A 15,116-nucleotide genomic window follows, 5' to 3' on the forward strand; every position below is an offset into this window, starting at 1 on the left:
GTACATTACCAAACAAATAACCCTACCATCATGGCACTCAGCAAGGAAACGGCCATTCCGCTGACCAACAGTTTCCAAACGTTCCTTCCGATGATGTTCGATTTCTCATCACTGAGGATCGAATTGAAGGTTCCATATATCATCCCGACTGTACTGAAGTTCGCAAATGACGTCAAATAGGTGACAGCAACAGCGACTGTATGAGGTGGCAGGCTGCTGATTTTATCTTTTAAATCGAGCAAGGCGACGAACTCATTCGTGGCCAGCTTGATTCCCATCAATTGCGCCACATACATGGCATCATGTCCAGATAGTCCCAGCAGGAATGCAAAGGGACTAAAAATTACGGAAAAAATCTTTTGGATCGTCAAGCCGTCAATAAAGAATCCGAAAATGCCATTTAAAGCTGCCGTTAACGCAACATAACCGATAACCATTGCCATGATGACGAAAACCATCTTGGCTCCAACCAGCATGCTGTTCGATATGGTGGAAAAGAAATCCTTCTTTTCCTCTTTGGAAGGAACATATACGACATCTTCTTCCTTGCTGACCTCGACAGGATTAAGCATGTTGGCAATCAGCAAGGCATTCAGGCAGTTCAAAGGAATCGCTACAAAAACATAGGTTGCCGGAACCATGGATAAGTAGGCACCAATGATCGAGCCGCTTATGCTGCTCATGCCCATGATGCCAAATGTCAATAATCGCTGGTCCTTAATCGCACTGAGCTGAGTCCGGATGACGGCCAGTGCCTCCGTATTCCCAAGGAACATCATCTGGATGGAAAAGAAACTCTCAAGCTTAGGCAAACCGGAAACTTTCGAAATGAGCCAACCCACTTTATCAATGATCCAAGTAAGTATGCCAAAATACGATAAAACATCAAAAAACGTAATAATGAAAATGATTGGCATCAAGGCACTAAAAAAGAAATCCACTTGTTCATTTGCCATAAGTGAAGGAAACACGAAAGAAATCCCTTCATTTGCACATTCAATTAACCAAGTGAAGAAGGAAGCAATCAGATTAATGACCCATGCCCCAATTTTAGTCGATAACATGAACCAAGTGATAAGCAATTCAAACACCAGCAAAGTAAGGATGGGTTTCCAATTAACTCTCCTTTTATTGGGTGAACAAAGGTAAACGATGCCCATTACAACTAAAACACCTAGTATATTCAATAAGAAATACATGCTTTCATCCCCTTTGTTTTATCATTTCCCATTCACTATAAAAAAGCCCTTACCCTTTCACACTTTCAGCCGCAGGAAGAAAGTGTGAAAGGGTAAGGGCCAGCATCAAAACAGGGCGGTGTGCTGGTCAAAAGCCAACAAACCTATACCCGTTCATCTCACCATTTTTCATACTTCCTTGTAGTCCGGCATTACGGCTGCCAGGTAGAAACTATCAGACCATCGTCACTGATATTATACAAGGATATTTTTTTAATGAATTCTTAGGAAAGATATCATTTTAAATCACTTTATTTTTTATTACAATACGTTTTTAAATTGTTATACTAATATAAATATTTCGAAAAGATTTATGCCTTCTTCTGCCCTTGGTCGATTCTTTCACCGCTACTTAGCCCAAAGCAAAAAAAACCACCAAATTGGTGGCTTCATTTGACAGGGGTGCCCTGTTATACATAAAGATAAACCGAATCGCCAATTACCAAGGCAGTGTATTCAAGAACCGGTATACATCCTCATACACCTGTTCACGCTCTTTGCCCAATGTAATGATATGGCCAGATTTCTCATACCATATCAATGATTTATGCTGTGTATCCACTTCATTATATATAATAGATGCACTATTTCTGTAATCCGGGTCATCAAGACTTCCTTGTAACACAAGTGTAGGTGAAGTGATCAAATCCAGTTTATCGGCTGTATCATTAATCATATCAAGTGCTTCTTGTAAGGATGACATTGGCTCCTCTTTAAGCTTATCCATTTCAGCGGCAACTTGTTCTGCATCTTTGCCCTCAAACTTCTTATAAGCTTGTGCATAACTGAGCATCCGATTATTTAATCGGTCTACATCATTCCCTATTGTAGGGGCACACATGGAAACGACACCTGTTACAGGCAATTCAATTCCGACTTTTAATGAAAAGACACCGCCAAGGGAAATGCCTATAACGGCAATTTCTTCGTAGCCTTCATCCTTCAAGTATTGATACGCATTCTCTACATCTTCCCACCACTGCTTTGGACTCGTTTGAACAAGTTCCTCCGCAGGCAATCCATGTCCTCTATAAAGAGGTCCGTGGCAAGTATAATCGCGATCATGTAAGTATTTCCCCAATTTTTTCATATCCCCCGTACTTCCGGTAAACCCGTGAAGTAAAAGGACGGCTCTATTTCCACCTCTGTATGTGAATGACTCAGGTGCTTTCACTTTCATCTAACTAGGACCTTCTTTCTGCTCTTGTTGATAAATAGAATCTAAATGATTTTTAACAAAAAATCAATCAATACCCCTTGAGTAAGGTTTTCCCCTATCCCAATCCGTAATCTCATAGAACAATTCATAATTGGATATAGTAACCTTACACACTGCATACAACTCATTCGTTCCGAAGCACATTTTACTATGATTGAATTTATTTAGCAATCGTCATTTAACCATTTTTTAAAAGAAAAGTAAAATGAACCTTGTGATACGATGTACAACGCATTGCACTTTACTAAGAAAATCAGGAGGCTGGTTGCTTTGGATAAGGAATTAATGAAAGGAAGCATCGACCTCCTTTTACTATCACTCCTACAACAAAAAAAGCTCTACGGCTATGAAATGACAAAGATCTTGAAGGAAATGAGCATGGGAAAATATGAGATCGGCGAAGGTACCCTCTACCCCGCCCTCAAACGGATGGAAACAAAACAATTCATAAAAGGCCACTGGAAAGAGTCCGAATCCGGCCGCAGGAAATATTATTCCGTCACCGAAATGGGCCAACTTGAACTCGAACGGAAACGACAATGCTTTTCCCTCCTGGAATCCCTCATTCGAAAAACTTCAGAGAAATTTTGAACAATAAAAAATCACCGAACTGGCGCTTGACTCGCGAGTACTCGCAAATCAGGCGTGTCCTTATGGATGATGGCTTTTTGTCGAGTGTTCAGGCTGTTCACATGAGTTTAAGCACCATAAGAATAAGTAAATCCGCCATATAAAAAAGGGCCTAATTTGGCCCTTTTTCATCTATTTCTTTATGCTTGCGATAATTGGCGCAGGAGAGCTTCATGCATTCGCCTTGGACATGCGGACCGTATTTTTCACGAAAGGCTTCGAGGCAATAGCATCTGTCTTCTTTCTTTTTGGATCCATCCATCAAGCGTTTCACTCCTCCCATTTAACCGGAGACTACGCGCTTCTCCAGCCTGATATGGATTTGACCGAGCAGTACGGCACCGATCGACTGAATGATCGTTTTTACGATGATTTGACCGATGATCGCTGCTGGTACGGCTTCCCATGGCAGGATGTTGGCACCGAGTGGGCTTAGGCCGATCACGACAAAAAGCACCGAATCGAAAAAGCCTCCCACGATTCCGCTGTACAGCACCCTCCAGCTCATGGGCAACTTTAGCCGGGTATAAATTTCCGTGTCGGCCGTTTCAGCAACTACGAACGATAGTGCGGAAGCGAATACGATCAATAAAGTATCCCCTAATAGAAAGGATACACAGGCAGATAATATGAGTGCGATGATGATGCAAAAATAGGTTTTCGCCCGGCCGAATTTATTTTGGACCAGATCTCGAAAGATGAATGTTCCTCCAATCAGCAACGTCCCCATCGGTATGATGAACATACCAAAGTGTAATGGCATAAAAGCTGCTGTCACAACATTTGCCGTGACGATGGATACTAAATACAATAAAATTCTTAACATTTCTTACAATCTCCTCTTACAGAAAAAACAGCACCCCAAGAAAGAGCACTGTTCTCCTTAGTTTTTTTGAGAGGGTAGCTAGAACCTCTTCCGCCCGAGCGGATTATTATTTTCCTTTTTTATCGTAGCTTGAAAATGGTTGGAAATCAAGCAGTTTCCCGCGGTTAAAACTTTTATCAAAAAAAAGATATGGTACAATCGGGAAGAAAAGAAATGAAGCTTGTGTACGTCTGCATGGAAAATCATGACTCGAAAGGAAGTCGTTTTTGTATGGATACCCAGGTAACAACGAAATTCAAAATTGTCAAACCTAGCAATGATGTGTTCGAAGCTATCGTAAGTCCTGATAAAATCGGGAATTTTTGGTTCTCGACAAGTTCTGAAAGATGGGATCAAGGCAAAACGATTACATTGAAATATGAGGAATACGCGGCCGAGGTTATGATCACTGTACTAGAAATTGTTGAAAATAGGAAAATCGTATTTTCCTGGGGTAGGAATGATGAAGAAACGATTGTTACCATCCTTTTAGAAAAAGTGGATGATACAAATACGATCATCGAAGTGAACGAAAAAGGTTTGAAAGCGGATGACCCCGAGATCATTAACAAAATGATCGGCCAAAAAGAAGGCTGGGTATATACATTAACCTGTTTAAAGGGCTATCTGGAAAATGGCGTTCATACTTTAAGAGCGTCCATCCTTTTTTAACATATGGACTCAAGGATGGCTGTTCATCCTTGGGCCCATCACTTTTACATACATTCCTTTTGTAGCTTTTTGGTAAGCCCTGGTTCCCATGGCTTTCACTTTTTCCGATAGATTCGAGGCCCTCACCAATTGGTTTCCATGCATGACGGAGGGGTCGATCAGTCGCACTTTCGTTTTCCGATGGAGATCGTAGTCCGTTTGAACCTCATACAAGTTAACGTTCCCATGTATCCGTTTCAGCAAGTTTTTCAAGTCATCGTCTTCAATGGCCTGTAGCAAGAGCATGACTTCTTCATCTTCGCCAAGCAGGTCATCAAGGCCGATCAGCTTTTTATCCAAAGCCCATTTCAAGGTCCTGGCCAAGACATCATAGCCATAAATATTAAGCGGATCCATGAAAAAATCGATCACTTCGCCATAATACGTCTCCACGAACCATTCAGCAGCTTTAAGATCATCGAGGTACATGCTTCCGTCCACAATGATTATATGCTCCAGAAAGTCTGTTACGGATTCCAGCGTGATGTTTCCATAGTGATACATGTCGCGGAGGGTATAATCTACTCGATCGGCGCATAGCTCAGGTGCGGATCGTTCCAATACTTTCCATTCCGAATCGAAAATAGCTTCCAACTGAAATCCATATCGCTTCAGGATAAAGGGGATTTCGGAATCCATGATGATCTGTTCATATATTTTTTCATGATAATCTTCCTCTTCACAATCGAGAACGAAATCGATGACGTGCGAGAAGGCCGTGTGGGATACGTCATGCAGCAGCCCAGCAATCTGTTCCTCCAATGATCCGCCAAGCTTCATGATCAATAACATCACGCCAACGGAATGGTCAAATCGTGTCACATTCCACTTCTCATTCACTAAATAACTGGCTCCTCCCTGATGCACCCCCTTCAACCTTTGGACCGGTTTACTTAACATCAGCTCTTCAAGAACCCCCTCTACAACGCACTGTCCATAGATACTATCCGAAACGATCAAGATTCACTGCACTCCCTCTTCATTAGTCTAGATTGTGATCGGGTTCCTTCACGAAAATTATTTCCCCACTCTCCCCTTGCTTATATTGTTTTCTTGTCAATTCCCTTATCTGTTCCTCATCGTTCAAATCAATATCTTCTAGGTTGCCCTTATCCGCTTCATCACCATTGAGTATGAATTCATTTTTGATTACTCGATTTGCTGGATGAACGATAAACATGTCTTCTAGAGGATCAGTTTTTTTAAAAAAAAGGAGAGCGAATACAAAACAACCGGTCAATGCGATGATTATTGAAGATAATATGCCTACTTTCTTTTTCATTCATTCGTCCCTTCCATCCATATTTAACCATCCTTATTTTAATACAAATGGGTATGGTTGTATATTACAAATCGATAACGGATTCCCCTTTTTCGGTTACTGATACCTTCATATTGCCGATGAATTCATCATTAATAAAAATCTGTAAATCCCAGATGCCGGTTTCCGTAAAGGTCAAAATCGTGGTCGCCATGGAGGCAGGAACATCATTGCCCCCGCTTTTAAAGCTGACTGGCTGCGGCGTATACGTTTTAGGTAATTCTTCGATCGGCGTTTTACCATTGATCACTTCCCCTTTAACTGTATGGCTCATTCCACTGCCAGCTTGAGCGGCCGTTACCTTAAGTTCGCCTAAAGGAATGTCTTCACCCTTTCTCCAAAAGAGCCATTCCAATACAGCTTCCTTATCCACCACTAAAGGTTTATCAATAAATCCGAATTTTCGCTCCTCCCCCCTTACCACATGCAGCATCATCACATCTTTTACTTTTTCAGTTATCGTGAATGTTGGTGCCGCATTTACATGATCGTAAGTGATTCCATCGTCCGCTATATTCCATTCAGCATCGGCCTCGTTGGGCATTGTCAAACCGGTCAGCAGCATGAATAAAACAGCCTTTTTTGCTTTCATAGGTCTCCTTCCACAGCTCATGATTTACTATGTTAGACGAAGTGGACGAGGTTTCGTTTCATAAAAATGGCCCGGTTTTTTATAAGTGATCTACCCTTTTTATTAACCACCGTGAAAAATGCTTGAAATTGCTGATCAATGGTCAATTAACGAATATGGCAGGTAATGTTGGCTCATAATCTTTTCTTACTCAATACGATTTCAGCTGATCTTGTCCCCTGGCGTTTCGGTGGACATATAGGGTCAAAGGTTTATGAAGTCTTTCCTGCCTATACCATAAAGCAAATGGATCGTTTTTTTGGCTATGAGCTTAAATACGCCACTTCATTCAAAGCTACACATATCCAAAGAGTTTAAAGAAAAAAGGCAGTGTGAATATGCTTCACACTGCCTCCTCTTCTTTACACGCCCCGCTTGTTGCCCCATATATAGGTATGCAGCTGCGGGAGAACTTTCACGTCATTCAATTCATCATCGGCTATCACTTTATCGATTAGCTCTTCATATTTCTTCAATAATCCGCTGATCAGATGCTGATCATCCGCCGTCCTGCTGTCATCATTGCCGACCTGCAGATAAAAAGGAATGCCAGGATACCGCCCATGTACATGTTTGGCATATTGATAATCTTCTTCATTAAAGACGACAATCTTCAATGAGACATGGTTGTTGGGATTTCGGCCGGCAAGCTTCTCCAATATTTGATCGAGCACCGTAAAGTCCGTGTTCATTCCCGAGCTCGGCGGCTTAGGTGATAGCGTCAGTTCATCGATATCGAGAAACCAGTCCTGCCAACGGCTTCCTTGTGTTTCGACACCGATTTTGATTTTGTGTTCGTGCAGCAAGGCGATCAAGCCATTCAGATTTTTCAGAAGTGCCGGATTCCCCCCAGATATGGTCACGAAGGAAAAACCCGAGCCTCCAATTCGCTTCAGCTCGCCCCAAATTTCTTCTGCAGTCATCTGGACGGTATCTTCCTTCCCTGATCCATCCCAGGTAAAAGCCGAATCACACCACGAACAGGAATAATCGCAGCCAGCAGTACGAACGAACATCGTCTTTTGGCCAATGACCATTCCCTCACCTTGGATGGTCGGGCCGAAAATTTCCATAACCGGGAGTTTACTCACTTTCCATCCACTCCCGTCTCGCCTCAGCATAACTTGTCGGTGTTTCATAGAGACGGACAAATTCCACTCTGGCACCTTGATAATCCTTTAATGAGAGGGCTTCGGCCATTTTTTCATAGATCCAGACAACCATGTTTTCGGCTGTTGTATTCATGGGCGGCAGCGTTTCATTCAAATAACGATGATCGAGGTGGATTTCAATTTCATTTTTCCATATTTCCTTCATGTCCCCGAAATCTATCATCAAACCGCGAGAATCGGTATATCCGCTCAATCCAAAGATGACCTTGTAGGTGTGACCGTGAAGATTCTTGCATTTTCCCTCATAGTCGTGCAAATGGTGTGCTGCGTCAAAAGTGAATTCCTTGCTGACCAGGACCCTCTTCTTTGTATAGTTCAGCTGGCTGCGCTGTATATCTTCATCTATTTTTTGAAGCTTATCGACGATTTTAAAACCATACATCATGAGTGACCTCCCGTCTGCTTACATAGTCATCCAGCCCTTTTTTGCGCAGCTTACATGCCGGACATTCCCCACAGCCGTCAGATATGACGCCATTATAGCAAGTCAGCGTCTTTTCGCGGACAAATTCGAACGCGCCAAGCTGATCGGCAAGCTCCCATGTTTCTTCTTTATTCAGCCACATAAGCGGCGTATCGATTACGAATGACTGGTCCATCGACAAGTTCAAGGTTACGTTCAACGATTTAATGAAAACATCGCGACAGTCAGGATATCCGCTGAAATCCGTTTCACAGACGCCTGTGACAATATGTTTAGCCCCGATCTGGCTGGCCAGAACCCCGGCAAACGAAAGAAACAGCAAATTCCTTCCCGGCACGAATGTTGATGGCAATTCGCCGTCTTCCCCGTCTTCCACTGCAATGTCACTTCTCGTCAGCGCATTGGGCGCCAGCTGGTTCAGCAGCGACATATCAAGGATATGATGGTTGATGCCCAGCTCCTTCGCTATCTGTTGGGCGCATTCGATTTCCAAGCTGTGCCGTTGATTATAATCGAAGGTCACTGCCTCGACTTCCTCGAATCTCTCCATTGCCCAAAACAAACATGTCGTACTGTCCTGACCTCCGCTAAACACTACCACTGCCTTTTCTTTCTTCTTCATTTCTATAAAACTCCTTTTTACGGAAAAAAACAGCACCCTAAGAATAGAGTACTGTTTCTCCTTAGTTTTTTTGAGAGGGTAGCTAGAACCTCTTCCGCCTTAACGCGGAATATACTATTTTCCAACCCAATCGTAACTTGAAAACGAGAAGAAATCAAGTTGTTTGTATAGAGTGACCAGACCTAACGGGAAACTTGGTATTCCGGACAAACCAATTAACATATTCCATCATTTTTCCGATAAATAAGTGAACAAACTTATTGATAAAGGGGTCCATTCATTTGAAAAGCATTAAAGGAAAGATATTGGCGGCATTTTCACTCATCATATCTTTATGTATCATCTTAGGAGCATTCAGTATTTATAGCAGCAACAAGTCACTGAAACATTCGCAAAATATTATTGAAGAGGAACTGCCGCTTCTGATCGAGAGCGAAAAACTGTTATATAATCTTTCCCAACGAACGGCATTCGCTAGAGCCTACATTTTATACGGCGACGAAAGTTATAAAGAAAAATTCTTACAGTATACCGATGATAGCAAAAAAATCCAGGAGAAGCTTTTGTCTTTGAGCGATTCGGAGGAAGCGAAGGATTTGATTGAAAAAAGTGTGGATTGGAGGACGATGATTATCGAGCGGGTATTCACCCAATATGAAAAAGGAAATCCGGAACGAGCTAAAGAGATCCTCAAAAACGAAGTGTCACCCATCAGTAACGATATAATGGAAGGCTTCAAGGGGCTCGCTTCGGAACAGGAGGAATTGATTCAAGCTTCAGGCGAAACCGTCATGGCAAGCGGAAAATCGGTCAAGATGACTAGCATCATCATCTCCATTGCCTCCGTCATCATTGGCACTCTGCTCGCAATCGTCACTGCCCAGCTCATTACCGCTCCCCTCCTTAAAATCAGGGATCGGATGAAATCAGTGGCAGCCGGAGAGCTGGATCATGATCCGCTGGAACATAAGTCAAATGATGAAATCGGCGAATTAACGGCATCTGCCAATCAAATGCAGAAAAACCTCCGTGATACGATCGAAAAAACACTGGCTGTATCCGAATCCGTTTCCACCCAAAGCCAAAGCCTGACACAATCAGCATTTGAAGGGCAGCAGGGCAGTAAGCAGATCGCCACCACGATGTATGAACTTTCGGAAGGTTCGGAGTCACAAGCCAACCGGGCAACGGAAATGGTCCGCATGATGGAGGATTTCACCGGTAAGATCGAACAGGCCCATCTTGACGGGGCAGCTGTATTCATGAGTTCAAGTGAAATCCTTACCTTAACAAAGGAAGGAACCATTTTGATGCGCAGTTCAGTCCAGCAAATGAAAACGGTCGATAGCATCGTCAAGGATGCCGTCGAGCAGGTGAAAGGGCTCGATTCTCGTTCACAGGAAATCTCGCAGCTCGTTCAGGTCATCAAGGATATATCCAATCAAACCAACCTCTTGGCCCTGAATGCTGCCATAGAAGCTGCCCGAGCTGGCGAACATGGCAAAGGCTTTGCCGTCGTCGCGGATGAAGTGCGAAAACTTGCAGAAGAGGTAACCCATTCCGTAGGGGATATTACCGAAATCGTAGGCACTATACAGTCTGGTTCAAAAAACGTCGTCCGCTCCCTGGAAGATGGTTATTCCCAGGTCGATGAGGGAACGAAACAAATTACCCGTACCGGTCAAACCTTTGAGACGATCAATCATTCTGTCGATGACATGAGTACGAAAATCCAACATATTACAGATGAATTGAACTATATCTCTACTAATAGTAAAAATATCAATCTGGCCATTGAAGACATCGCAGCCGTTTCAGAACAGTCCGCAGCAGGGATCGAGCAAGTGTCCGCCTCCGCTCAACAATCCAGCTCGGCTATGGATGAAATCACCAGCCATGCCGGTGAGCTCGAATCTTCAGCGGCGCAACTGATTGAACAAGTCAAGAATTTCAGGATATGACATTGCCGACTCCCGTCACTTGCAGGCGGGAATTGGCGTTTTCCCCTATCGCGGGGTTGTTTTACTTTCGTCGTTTCGGGGAATGAATCATTATAGACAATAAAAATTTAGTGGCACTCTCTATCAATAGAAAGGAAGAATCAATATTTTGCTCCATTATCAGAATATTTAGTGTATAATATATTTACCCAAAGGAATTTTTTTACTATTAAAGAAAGGAAACCATGCCTTCGTTTCCTTTTTTCGAAACCTAGGCATATCTAACCACTAGGGAAAATGCAAGGTTCTCTCACACATTATCTTTTTAAAGACTTTACTATCATAAATATCCATTATTCTCTCCAAAATTGTAAAAAAAGGTTAATATCTACCCGTTTTATGTTACTATTAAACTAAGACCTTTTAACCCCACAAGGAGGAATTCATATGAAGCATCTATTCAGATTCGTAGCAGAGTTTAACGAAAGGAAAGCACTCGAACGGGAAACCGACGAATTCTTTCGCAAAGAATACGAAAATTATATGAAGCTCCATCCTGAAAACGGAGCAAAAAAGAGATTAGCTCCTAAACTATATGTTATTGATGGTGGTAAAAAAGGCGCCCATCATGCGTTTTCTGATAGAAAAAAATCCAGTTAACCACATTTGTTCCATAGTTTTCCGATAAGATCATAATCTCATCCGCAAGCCACAATCCATTTAAATAAAATATTTTAACGAAAAGCTCAGGATTCAGTTCTGGGCTTTTTTGATTTTTCGATTCTTCTATTAACACTATATTAATAGAAGAAACTAGGTATTTTTTTAAAAAATGGGTTAACTTTAGCATTTTTCATGTTTCAGGTAATGGTTCACAAAATATGCAAATCGGTATTTATTGTGTAAAAACCCGAAGAACCGTAAAAAAAGAGCTGTGTTCTTTTACTCATCTTTAAACATATTCAAAACAGTCTAAATAATTGAGTCGATGGACGCAATATCTTACATTGAATGACAAATGAATAATTAATGTTACACAAGCAGCAAATACATGGGTAAAAACAATTATCTACCTGTAATAAAGGTCACACCTAAAGACTATTTATTATATAAATATAGTCATTAAGAATCGGGTTCAAATACTCATTTATTGACATTTGTTCTCTTAATATAGTGTTTCTATTACAACTACCATATTTTAGTGTAAAAAATTCGAGGCATTCCCCAGTTCACTCCCCTATCTTTAGACTCATAAAACAATTCCTTCCATTAGATATTATTACACTTCTATATACATTTATTTGCAAAAAATGAGAATAACTATATTACGATAGAATAATTGACCCTTGCCTATTAAGTTTAAAATCATGTAGTGTGTATTCAGTAAATCAAATATGTGAAAAAAGAGAGGGTAAAAAAATGGCACCAATACTTATATGTGCGATCTTTTTGCTTGGCTATGGCCTAGTTGAACAAAAGCGCCATCAGAAACGTCTCGACTCCATTCCGGTAAGAGTGAATGTGAATGGGATTCGCGGAAAATCGACTGTAACGCGACTGATAACAGGTGTAATTCAAGAAGCCAAGTATAAAACAGTAGGAAAAACGACCGGAACCTCAGCAAGGATGATTTATTGGTTTACGGACAAAGAAAAACCGATCATACGGCGCCCGGAGGGACCGAACATTGGCGAACAAAGGCGTGTCGTCAAGGAGGTGGCTGATTTAGGCACTGAAGCACTAGTTTGTGAATGTATGGCCGTTCAGCCTGATTATCAACTAATCTTCCAAAATAAAATGATTCAAGCCAATATCGGGGTCATCGTGAATGTATTGGAAGACCATATGGATGTCATGGGTCCGACTTTGGATGAGGTTGCCGAAGCATTCACTGCTACCATCCCCTATAATGGTCACTTAATAACCATCGAAAGTGAGTATCTGGATTTTTTCAAAAATATTGCCAGGGAACGCAACACAAAGGTGATTGTCGCTGATAATTCCAGAATCTCGGAAGAGTTCCTGCGAGAATTCGACTATATGGTATTTCCGGATAACGCCTCACTCGCTTTGGCCGTTGCGGAAGCTTTGGGCATCGATGAAAAAACAGCCTTTCGCGGCATGTTGAATGCACATCCCGATCCAGGCGCCATGCGGATCACCAAATTCGGGAATCCAGGCCAGCCTACATACTTTGTAAATGGTTTTGCTGCAAATGACGCATCATCGACTTTGAATATTTGGGACCGTGTGAATACGTTTGGATACAGCACAGAACCTCCTATCGTCATCATGAACTGCCGGCCCGACCGCGTGGACCGTACCGAGCAGTTTGCAAGAGATGTATTGCCTTACATAAAATCCACCATCGTCATTGCCATTGGTGAAACGACATCACCGATCACCCGGGCATTCGAACAAGGGAAATTGGATACCAATGAGTATTGGGATCTGGAAAACTGGACGACGGAAGAAATCGTCGCCCGTCTCAGCCCAGCCATGAAAAACCGCGTCGTATACGGTGTCGGTAACATACATGGTGCAGCGGAACCATTAATTGAAGCATTCATGAAATCTAAAACAAAGCAAAAAGCGAGTTAAGTAGGAGGAACCTTAATGTTTGGATCGGATTTATATGTAGCCCTAGTATTGGGAGTAACACTTAGCCTTATTTTTTCAGAAAAAACGGGTGTCGTGCCCGCAGGACTTATCGTGCCAGGTTATTTGGCACTCGTATTTGACCAATGGGAAATCATGCTGGTCATCATGATCATCAGTGTCGTCACTTATTTAATCGTCACCCACGGCCTTTCAAGATGGGTGATTTTATATGGAAGAAGAAAATTTGCAGCGATGATGGTGACAGGAATTTGCCTGAAGCTACTATTGGACTTCGTCTATCCCGTCATGCCATTTGAAATATTCGAGTTTCGGGGAATCGGGATAATCGTACCTGGCTTGATCGCGAATACCATTCAAAGACAAGGAATGCCATTAACACTTGGCAGCACGCTTTTATTATCCGGCTTAACTTTCGGTTTAATGAACGTGTATTACCTATTCTGAGGTGCATAAGATGAAACGGACTTTAAACGCAAAAGAAAAAACACTTATTTTTATTAAACGGACGAAGAAAAATAATCTTAAATACGCTGGTATCATCTTACCGATCTTACTGATCGCCTTAGTCATCACCACGTGGATGGGACGGGCTGAGGAAGTGAAAACGGTCGCTCCCAAATCCGATCATCCATCGACGATGACAATGGTCGGTGATGTGATGATGGGGCGTTATGTGGAGGAAGTAACGGAAAAACACGGGTATGATTACCTGTTCCGTTACATGAAACCCTATTTTGCCGATTCGGACTATGTCAGCGGCAATTATGAACACCCAGCTTTAAAAGAAGAGGCATCCAGCTACAAGGAAGCCGATACAGCCATCAGGTTAAACTCCAATAAAAGCGGAGTCAAAGCGGTCAAGGATGCAGGCTTTTCTGTCATGACCCTCGCCAATAACCATATGATGGACTTTGAGGAGCAAGGGCTGCTGGATACGATTGATCAATTCAAACGGACCGATATGGACTTTGTAGGTGTTGGAAAAAACACCGCCGAGGCTAAAGCTAGCATCGACTATGCGGATGTTAACGGCGTGCGGGTGGCAACTCTTGGCTTCACCGATGTGTATGGCAAGGATGCCGTACCGACCGATACTCAAGCCGGGATTTTGAATTCAAATCCTGATTTATTATTTGAAATGATCGGAAAAGCAAAGGATGCCAAGCAAGGCAATGCAGACTTGGTTGTCGTGAATATGCATTGGGGTCAGGAATATTCCACATCCGCAACCTTGCGCCAAAAAGACTTGGCTAAAGCGGTCATCGACGCGGGTGCTGACATCATCATCGGGCATCATCCCCATGTCCTTCAGTCGTTTGACGTTTATAAGGACGGTATCATTTTCTATAGTTTAGGTAACTTCATATTCGATCAAGGCTGGACTCGGACAAAGGATTCCGCCATGGTCCAATATCATTTGGCGGAGGACGGAAAAGCATCAATCGATGTCGTTCCCCTGCAAATAGAAGAGGCCACACCAAGGCCAGCCACCTCGAAAGCGGACCGATCCCGGGTTTACCGACAGCTGACGAAGGAAACGGGTAAGAACGTGCAATGGTCGAAAAAAGCGGATCATATCGAAATCAACATCAACCACAAAAAGGTAATCGACCATAAAACAGAGCGGGAACAAGCGGAAAAAGCAGCGGAAGAAAAAAAAGCTGCCCAAGCGAAGCAAAAGGACATACAGCCCACTCAATAAGGAACGATTGACTACTACG

General features: G+C 42.5%; 17 protein-coding genes, 1 pseudogene and 3 riboswitches. Of the genes and pseudogenes, 8 read left to right on the forward strand and 10 right to left on the reverse strand.

The window, feature by feature from the left end:
• Positions 1–5: 5 nt before the first annotated feature.
• The gene (locus CVN76_RS15160) at positions 6–1,199 is read right to left on the reverse strand and encodes a NupC/NupG family nucleoside CNT transporter (RefSeq protein WP_100531966.1); all 1,194 of its coding nucleotides are present in this window, start codon (positions 1,197–1,199) and stop codon (positions 6–8) included.
• A gap of 161 nt (positions 1,200–1,360) precedes the next feature.
• A riboswitch (purine riboswitch) is annotated at positions 1,361–1,461 on the reverse strand.
• A gap of 216 nt (positions 1,462–1,677) precedes the next feature.
• Positions 1,678–2,418 carry an alpha/beta hydrolase gene (locus tag CVN76_RS15165; RefSeq protein ID WP_061142982.1) on the reverse strand — a complete coding sequence of 247 codons (741 nt, stop codon included), beginning with the start codon at positions 2,416–2,418 and terminating at the stop codon, positions 1,678–1,680.
• A 309-nt stretch (positions 2,419–2,727) separates the two neighbouring features.
• Here CVN76_RS15165 and CVN76_RS15170 point away from each other — a divergent pair, with 309 nt between their 5' ends.
• Positions 2,728–3,048 carry a PadR family transcriptional regulator gene (locus CVN76_RS15170; RefSeq protein ID WP_100531967.1) on the forward strand — a complete coding sequence of 107 codons (321 nt, stop codon included), beginning with the start codon at positions 2,728–2,730 and terminating at the stop codon, positions 3,046–3,048.
• 151 nt (positions 3,049–3,199) lie between these two features.
• Here CVN76_RS15170 and CVN76_RS31045 read toward each other — a convergent pair whose 3' ends face one another.
• Positions 3,200–3,349, reverse strand: coding sequence for a hypothetical protein (locus CVN76_RS31045; protein WP_155645509.1), 150 nt, complete (start codon positions 3,347–3,349; stop codon positions 3,200–3,202).
• A gap of 21 nt (positions 3,350–3,370) precedes the next feature.
• The gene (locus CVN76_RS15175) at positions 3,371–3,913 is read right to left on the reverse strand and encodes a VUT family protein (protein ID WP_100531968.1); all 543 of its coding nucleotides are present in this window, start codon (positions 3,911–3,913) and stop codon (positions 3,371–3,373) included.
• 51 nt (positions 3,914–3,964) lie between these two features.
• Positions 3,965–4,007: riboswitch (PreQ1 riboswitch) on the reverse strand.
• Positions 4,008–4,183: 176 nt separating this feature from the next.
• Here CVN76_RS15175 and CVN76_RS15180 point away from each other — a divergent pair.
• Positions 4,184–4,624 (forward strand): SRPBCC family protein, encoded by a 441-nt coding sequence (locus CVN76_RS15180; RefSeq protein WP_100532006.1) that lies wholly within the window; start codon positions 4,184–4,186, stop codon positions 4,622–4,624.
• A 9-nt stretch (positions 4,625–4,633) separates the two neighbouring features.
• Here CVN76_RS15180 and CVN76_RS15185 read toward each other — a convergent pair whose 3' ends face one another.
• The 6 genes from CVN76_RS15185 to queC all read right to left on the reverse strand — a co-directional run bounded on the left by CVN76_RS15185 (position 4,634) and on the right by queC (position 8,833).
• Positions 4,634–5,623, reverse strand: coding sequence for an HD domain-containing protein (locus CVN76_RS15185; RefSeq protein WP_100531969.1), 990 nt, complete (start codon positions 5,621–5,623; stop codon positions 4,634–4,636).
• 22 nt (positions 5,624–5,645) lie between these two features.
• Complete coding sequence (locus CVN76_RS15190) at positions 5,646–5,945, reverse strand: hypothetical protein (protein ID WP_100531970.1); 300 nt, start codon at positions 5,943–5,945, stop codon at positions 5,646–5,648.
• A gap of 64 nt (positions 5,946–6,009) precedes the next feature.
• Positions 6,010–6,576 carry a hypothetical protein gene (locus CVN76_RS15195; protein WP_100531971.1) on the reverse strand — a complete coding sequence of 189 codons (567 nt, stop codon included), beginning with the start codon at positions 6,574–6,576 and terminating at the stop codon, positions 6,010–6,012.
• A 401-nt stretch (positions 6,577–6,977) separates the two neighbouring features.
• Entirely contained in the window at positions 6,978–7,706 is a 729-nt protein-coding gene (gene queE / locus CVN76_RS15200) for a 7-carboxy-7-deazaguanine synthase QueE (RefSeq protein WP_100531972.1), read from the reverse strand.
• Entirely contained in the window at positions 7,699–8,169 is a 471-nt protein-coding gene (gene queD / locus CVN76_RS15205) for a 6-carboxytetrahydropterin synthase QueD (protein ID WP_100531973.1), read from the reverse strand. Before queD ends, queE begins: the two co-directional genes overlap by 8 nt.
• Positions 8,156–8,833 (reverse strand): 7-cyano-7-deazaguanine synthase QueC, encoded by a 678-nt coding sequence (queC, locus tag CVN76_RS15210; RefSeq protein WP_100531974.1) that lies wholly within the window; start codon positions 8,831–8,833, stop codon positions 8,156–8,158. The genes queD and queC overlap by 14 nt, the downstream gene beginning before the upstream one ends.
• 55 nt (positions 8,834–8,888) lie before the next feature.
• Positions 8,889–8,931: riboswitch (PreQ1 riboswitch) on the reverse strand.
• A gap of 183 nt (positions 8,932–9,114) precedes the next feature.
• Between queC and CVN76_RS32400 the strand changes: the two are divergent.
• The 6 genes and pseudogenes from CVN76_RS32400 to CVN76_RS15235 all read left to right on the forward strand — a co-directional run.
• A pseudogene (locus CVN76_RS32400) lies at positions 9,115–9,855 on the forward strand (CHASE3 domain-containing protein); the annotation flags it as partial.
• A gap of 120 nt (positions 9,856–9,975) precedes the next feature.
• Complete coding sequence (locus CVN76_RS32405) at positions 9,976–10,794, forward strand: methyl-accepting chemotaxis protein (RefSeq protein WP_442857579.1); 819 nt, start codon at positions 9,976–9,978, stop codon at positions 10,792–10,794.
• A 426-nt stretch (positions 10,795–11,220) separates the two neighbouring features.
• Positions 11,221–11,433 (forward strand): hypothetical protein, encoded by a 213-nt coding sequence (locus CVN76_RS15220; RefSeq protein ID WP_100531976.1) that lies wholly within the window; start codon positions 11,221–11,223, stop codon positions 11,431–11,433.
• 759 nt (positions 11,434–12,192) lie between these two features.
• The gene (pgsB, locus tag CVN76_RS15225; RefSeq protein ID WP_100531977.1) at positions 12,193–13,374 is read left to right on the forward strand and encodes a poly-gamma-glutamate synthase PgsB; all 1,182 of its coding nucleotides are present in this window, start codon (positions 12,193–12,195) and stop codon (positions 13,372–13,374) included.
• A gap of 15 nt (positions 13,375–13,389) precedes the next feature.
• A complete protein-coding gene (gene pgsC / locus CVN76_RS15230; RefSeq protein ID WP_061142969.1) occupies positions 13,390–13,839 on the forward strand; it encodes a poly-gamma-glutamate biosynthesis protein PgsC in 450 nt (149 codons plus the stop codon).
• 10 nt (positions 13,840–13,849) lie between these two features.
• A complete protein-coding gene (locus CVN76_RS15235) occupies positions 13,850–15,097 on the forward strand; it encodes a CapA family protein (protein WP_100531978.1) in 1,248 nt (415 codons plus the stop codon).
• Positions 15,098–15,116: the final 19 nt, after the last annotated feature.

This window comes from Bacillus sp. mrc49 (genome assembly GCF_002803435.1).

What these genes read in the sequence shown, in the direction of transcription:
- CVN76_RS15160 (WP_100531966.1), bottom strand. Translation starts at nt 1,199, where the DNA reads ATGTATTTCTTATTGAATATACTAGGTGTTTTAGTTGTAATGGGCATC.
- pgsC (WP_061142969.1), top strand. Translation starts at nt 13,390, where the DNA reads ATGTTTGGATCGGATTTATATGTAGCCCTAGTATTGGGAGTAACACTT.
- CVN76_RS15180 (WP_100532006.1), top strand. Translation starts at nt 4,184, where the DNA reads ATGGATACCCAGGTAACAACGAAATTCAAAATTGTCAAACCTAGCAAT.
- queD (WP_100531973.1), bottom strand. Translation starts at nt 8,169, where the DNA reads ATGTATGGTTTTAAAATCGTCGATAAGCTTCAAAAAATAGATGAAGAT.
- CVN76_RS15190 (WP_100531970.1), bottom strand. Translation starts at nt 5,945, where the DNA reads ATGAAAAAGAAAGTAGGCATATTATCTTCAATAATCATCGCATTGACC.
- CVN76_RS15220 (WP_100531976.1), top strand. Translation starts at nt 11,221, where the DNA reads ATGAAGCATCTATTCAGATTCGTAGCAGAGTTTAACGAAAGGAAAGCA.
- queC (WP_100531974.1), bottom strand. Translation starts at nt 8,833, where the DNA reads ATGAAGAAGAAAGAAAAGGCAGTGGTAGTGTTTAGCGGAGGTCAGGAC.
- pgsB (WP_100531977.1), top strand. Translation starts at nt 12,193, where the DNA reads ATGGCACCAATACTTATATGTGCGATCTTTTTGCTTGGCTATGGCCTA.
- CVN76_RS15175 (WP_100531968.1), bottom strand. Translation starts at nt 3,913, where the DNA reads ATGTTAAGAATTTTATTGTATTTAGTATCCATCGTCACGGCAAATGTT.
- CVN76_RS31045 (WP_155645509.1), bottom strand. Translation starts at nt 3,349, where the DNA reads ATGGATGGATCCAAAAAGAAAGAAGACAGATGCTATTGCCTCGAAGCC.
- CVN76_RS15235 (WP_100531978.1), top strand. Translation starts at nt 13,850, where the DNA reads ATGAAACGGACTTTAAACGCAAAAGAAAAAACACTTATTTTTATTAAA.
- CVN76_RS15195 (WP_100531971.1), bottom strand. Translation starts at nt 6,576, where the DNA reads ATGAAAGCAAAAAAGGCTGTTTTATTCATGCTGCTGACCGGTTTGACA.
- CVN76_RS32405 (WP_442857579.1), top strand. Translation starts at nt 9,976, where the DNA reads ATGTATGAACTTTCGGAAGGTTCGGAGTCACAAGCCAACCGGGCAACG.
- CVN76_RS15165 (WP_061142982.1), bottom strand. Translation starts at nt 2,418, where the DNA reads ATGAAAGTGAAAGCACCTGAGTCATTCACATACAGAGGTGGAAATAGA.